Below are 3,783 nucleotides of genomic sequence, written 5' to 3'. Positions count from 1 at the left end.
CCAGCTGGGCGAACTTGCCGGCGACAGGGGCTGGACGGTGGTGAACGTCTCGGGCAAGGAGCCGCTCTGCGCCTCGATCGAGGAGCAGCTTGCGCATGACGCGCGCGTTAGGTCGCTGGACATCAAGGTCTCCCTGCCCATCGTCAGTGCGGAGGCGCGGCTTGGCAATGCGGCGGAGGAGCTCTCGTTCAGGGAGGTCCTGTCCCGCGCGACGCGCTCCCTGACCAGGCACGGCTCCGGCCTGCTGATAACCGTGGACGAGGTGCAGGACGCCTCGCACGACGAGATGGCGGCCATAGCCACGAGCGTCCAGTACATGATTCGCGAGCAGCAGGACATCGGGTTGCTGTTTGCGGGCATCACGACGGGCGTGCTCGACCTCCTGAACGGCGAGGGAATCACGTTCCTGCGCCGCGCGAAGGCGGAGGAGCTCGTCAGCATCCCGACGGACGAGGTCGCCCGTGCGCTCAGGAAGACGATCGAGGCCTCGGGACTTCGCATAGACGACGACGCGTTGGATTACGCCGCTGGCCAGACGCATGGTTACGCGTATCTGATCCAGCTGGTCGGGTACTACGTCTGGCGAGAAGGACGTCGCCACGCGGCGGAGTCCGCGACCATCACGCTGGCGGATGCGAGGCGCGGCGTCGAGGTGGCGCTGGGTGAGTTTGGCTCCTCCGTCCTGGAGACGGCCATCGCGGGTCTGACGAAGCCCGCGATGGACTACCTGTTTGCCATGACGCAGGACGAGGGTGCCTCTTCCACGTCCGAAGTCGCGCGTCGCATGGGCATGCCGGCGCCAAGCGCCAACACGTATCGCAGGATTCTGATCGAGCGCCAGATCATAGAGAGCACCGCTCCCGGCTTCGTAGCGTTTTCCATCCCGTTCATGCGCGACTACCTGCTGCAGCACCGGCAGGACATCATGGCGCGCTACGGGGAGTAGGGAGTCGGCTACTCCGCCAACGTCGCCCGCAGCTGTTCCAGGAACGCCTGGCACGCGGGCGAGAAGAGCCTGTGCCTCTTCCACGCGACCACGGAGCCCGTGGTGAGGGCGGGTTCCAGCGGCAGGAAGCGAAGCCGGCTGGTCTGCAGCTCCAGCAGGTGGCTGATGCCAAGGACGCACGCGGTGCCGGCCTCGGCCAGGAGCGCGGCATTGCCGATGAGGTCGAACGTGCCCACGACGTTGAGGTCGGCTGGCGAGACGGTACCGCCCGACCACGCTGCGAGGTCGTAGCTCCGGTGCGTCGTGCGCGAGCTCACCAGCAGCGGCATGCGCGCCAACACGTCGGGTGTCACGGCGTCCAGCCTGCCCCAGGGGCCGTGCGTCCCCACCACGACGCCCACCGTGTCACGGGTCGGCAGCTCGAGGTGGTCGTACTTCTCCACGTCCACGGGCTCAAGCATCAGGGCAAAGTCCACAAGTCCGCGCTCGAGCCGCTCCTCCACGGCGTCTGCGTTGCCGGTATAGAGTTCGCACGTCACGCGGGGATGGTCGCGGCGCAGCTCGGCAAAGGCGTCCGTCAGCACGCGCATGGCCTGCGTCTGGCCAGCACCTATGCGTACGACGCCCGCGACCTCCTCGCGGGTGCCCATCTCGTCCTCGGTCTGGCGCACGAGCTGCAGGATCTCCTCCGCGCGCTGGCGCAGGCGCATGCCGTCCGCGGTCAGCGTGGTCGCGCGGTTCGTGCGCACAAAGAGGGTGCATCCCAGCTGGCGCTCGAGGTCGGCCATCTGGCGCGACAGCGTGGGCTGCGTCACGTGCAGGACGTTGGCGGCCTCGGTCATGTTCTGCTCGCGCGCGACGGCGAGGAAGTAGTTCAGGGTTCGCAGCTCCATGGCAATGCCTCATTTTGAAAGTAGATAGAGGGATTGTTTCGCTAACCGGGGTCCTTCGAAAGCCGATGCCAACAAGAGAAAGCACCTACAGGAGACTATCGTGTGAGCCCGACCTGACCAAAACGAGCTCCAATTCTTCCCTCTCGACCTGGTAGATGAGCAGCCAATCGGCATCAATGTGCAGCTCTCGGTAACCCTTCCAGTTGCCCTTGAGCGCATGGTCTCGCAGCCTAACGAGCGTGGACTCGTCCTCCTCGAACAGTGCTGTGATTGCATCCTGGAGCAGCGCCATGTCGAAATGCTTCTTGCGAAGTTTCTTTATGTCTCGCTCGAATATGGGCAACGCACGGATGGACCTAAGCATCCAAGTCTGCCATCAGGTCGGATACGGATGCATAACGCTTGCCCTCACCGGCTTCAGCCTGGCGGCGAGCCTCTATGCTGTCGGGGTCCTCGACTGAAGGCCTGAAGGGAAGGGCCTGGTCATGAACCGACTGTCGGAGGAAGATGTTGACCGCCGTAGAGATATCGAACCCCATCTGGTTGAAAAGCTCTTGCGCCTGCTTCTTGAGGTTAGGGTCCGTTCGTATGCTTAGCCTTGCTTCCGACATGATTCCTCCCATCAACTATCCTCAGTACAATGTATACCCATTGTACGTCTATTGGGTGCATCTTGGAGGTCAATCCTGGTGTCGTGACAGGCCTCCCTACGGCATCGGCCGAGTAGTTGCCTCGTTTGGCTACCAGTCTAGGTGCTAGATTCTTATCAGTAGAAATAAATAGAACGTATGACAAATTCACGTCCATAGGCATTTCACATTTCCAGTACCAGCCACTAATGTTGTGTTTAGCAAGAAGGGCCGTGTGCCCGACGGCGTGTAATCACTACGGAGGTGCCCATGGGACGGGTTCTGGTTCTGTACTACAGCTGGTCGAACGGCAACACGGAGCGCGTGGCGCAGGAGCTTGCGGATGCCTGCGACGCCGACCTCGAGCGCGTCGAGACTGCCGTGCCCTACCCCGAGGACTACGACCAGACCGTCGACCAGGGCAAGCGCGAGGTCGAGGCGGGCTTTGAGCCCGAGCTCGAGCCGCTGGAGCACGATCCGGCAGAGTACGACGTGATTGCCGTGGGCACGCCCACCTGGTGGTACACCATGGCGCCCGCCGTCCGCACGCTGCTGCACGCGGGGGACTGGCGCGGCAAGGTTGTCGTGCCCTTCTCGACCTGTGCCGGTTGGGAGGGCACCGCCCTGGACGACATGGCGGCGCTGGCAGAGGGCGCGCGGGTGGCCGAGCCGCTCACGGTCACGTTTGGGTCCGACGGCGGCTCGCGCATGGTGACGGACCCTCGCAAGGTTACGGGATGGGCTGGCCGCGTGGCCGCCCTGGCATAAGGAGGAACTGACATGAAGCAGACGGCAGGTAGGAACGCACTGGGCGAGTTCGCCCCCATGTTCGCGCACCTCAACGACGACGTGCTCTTTGGCGAGGTGTGGGACCAGGAGGCCATCTCTACCAAGACCAAGTGCATCGTCACCATCGTGGCCCTGATTTCGCAGGGCATCACGGACAGCTCGCTGCGCTACCACCTTGAGAACGCGCGCAACAACGGCGTCACGCGCGCCGAGGCCGCCGCGATCATCACGCATGCAACCATGTACAGCGGTTGGCCCAAGGGTTGGGCGGCCTTCAACCTGGCCAAGGAGGTCTGGGCCGACGAGGACGAGCCCGCGGGCGAGAAGAACGTGCGCATTGCCGACCCGTCTGGCCTTTCCAAGGAGTTCCCCAAGGGCGTGCCCAACGACGCCTACGCCCAGTACTTTGTGGGCAACAGCTGGGTGGCCCCGCTGGGCGACCCGCAGCTGGGCGCCACCAACGTCACCTTTGAGCCGGGCTGCCGCAACAACTGGCACATCCACCACAAGGGCGGCCAGGTGCTCA

The 3,783-nt window shown here is 64.0% G+C and carries 6 protein-coding genes; 3 read left to right on the top strand and 3 right to left on the bottom strand.

Annotated elements, in window-relative coordinates:
- A partial coding sequence (locus ACI38Z_RS03630; RefSeq protein ID WP_439788824.1) for an ATP-binding protein occupies positions 1-946 on the top strand: 946 nt, incomplete at its 5' end.
- 8 nt (positions 947-954) lie between these two features.
- Here the strand turns inward: ACI38Z_RS03630 and ACI38Z_RS03625 are convergent.
- From ACI38Z_RS03625 to ACI38Z_RS03615, 3 genes are all read right to left on the bottom strand, one after another.
- Entirely contained in the window at positions 955-1,839 is an 885-nt protein-coding gene (locus ACI38Z_RS03625; protein WP_439788823.1) for a LysR family transcriptional regulator, read from the bottom strand.
- Between the two features lie 85 nt (positions 1,840-1,924).
- A complete protein-coding gene (locus ACI38Z_RS03620; protein WP_059055956.1) occupies positions 1,925-2,203 on the bottom strand; it encodes a type II toxin-antitoxin system RelE/ParE family toxin in 279 nt (92 codons plus the stop codon).
- Positions 2,196-2,450, bottom strand: coding sequence for a type II toxin-antitoxin system RelB/DinJ family antitoxin (locus tag ACI38Z_RS03615; RefSeq protein WP_082667393.1), 255 nt, complete (start codon positions 2,448-2,450; stop codon positions 2,196-2,198). Before ACI38Z_RS03615 ends, ACI38Z_RS03620 begins: the two co-directional genes overlap by 8 nt.
- 288 nt (positions 2,451-2,738) lie before the next feature.
- Here ACI38Z_RS03615 and ACI38Z_RS03610 point away from each other — a divergent pair, with 288 nt between their 5' ends.
- Positions 2,739-3,236: a flavodoxin gene (locus ACI38Z_RS03610; protein WP_439788822.1), complete on the top strand. Its 498-nt coding sequence runs from the start codon at positions 2,739-2,741 to the stop codon at positions 3,234-3,236.
- A 12-nt stretch (positions 3,237-3,248) separates the two neighbouring features.
- The coding region (locus ACI38Z_RS03605) for a carboxymuconolactone decarboxylase family protein (protein WP_439788821.1) at positions 3,249-3,783 on the top strand (535 nt) is incomplete at its 3' end.

Origin of the sequence: Parafannyhessea sp. (genome assembly GCF_051876455.1) — a bacterium.
In the GTDB taxonomy this organism is placed as follows: domain Bacteria; phylum Actinomycetota; class Coriobacteriia; order Coriobacteriales; family Atopobiaceae; genus Parafannyhessea.
This window is presented reverse-complemented; position numbering and strand designations above follow the sequence as displayed.

Coding starts and splice junctions, on each gene's coding strand:
- ACI38Z_RS03615 (WP_082667393.1), bottom strand. CDS start 2,450: ATGTCGGAAGCAAGGCTAAGCATACGAACGGACCCTAACCTCAAGAAG.
- ACI38Z_RS03625 (WP_439788823.1), bottom strand. CDS start 1,839: ATGGAGCTGCGAACCCTGAACTACTTCCTCGCCGTCGCGCGCGAGCAG.
- ACI38Z_RS03620 (WP_059055956.1), bottom strand. CDS start 2,203: ATGCTTAGGTCCATCCGTGCGTTGCCCATATTCGAGCGAGACATAAAG.
- ACI38Z_RS03610 (WP_439788822.1), top strand. CDS start 2,739: ATGGGACGGGTTCTGGTTCTGTACTACAGCTGGTCGAACGGCAACACG.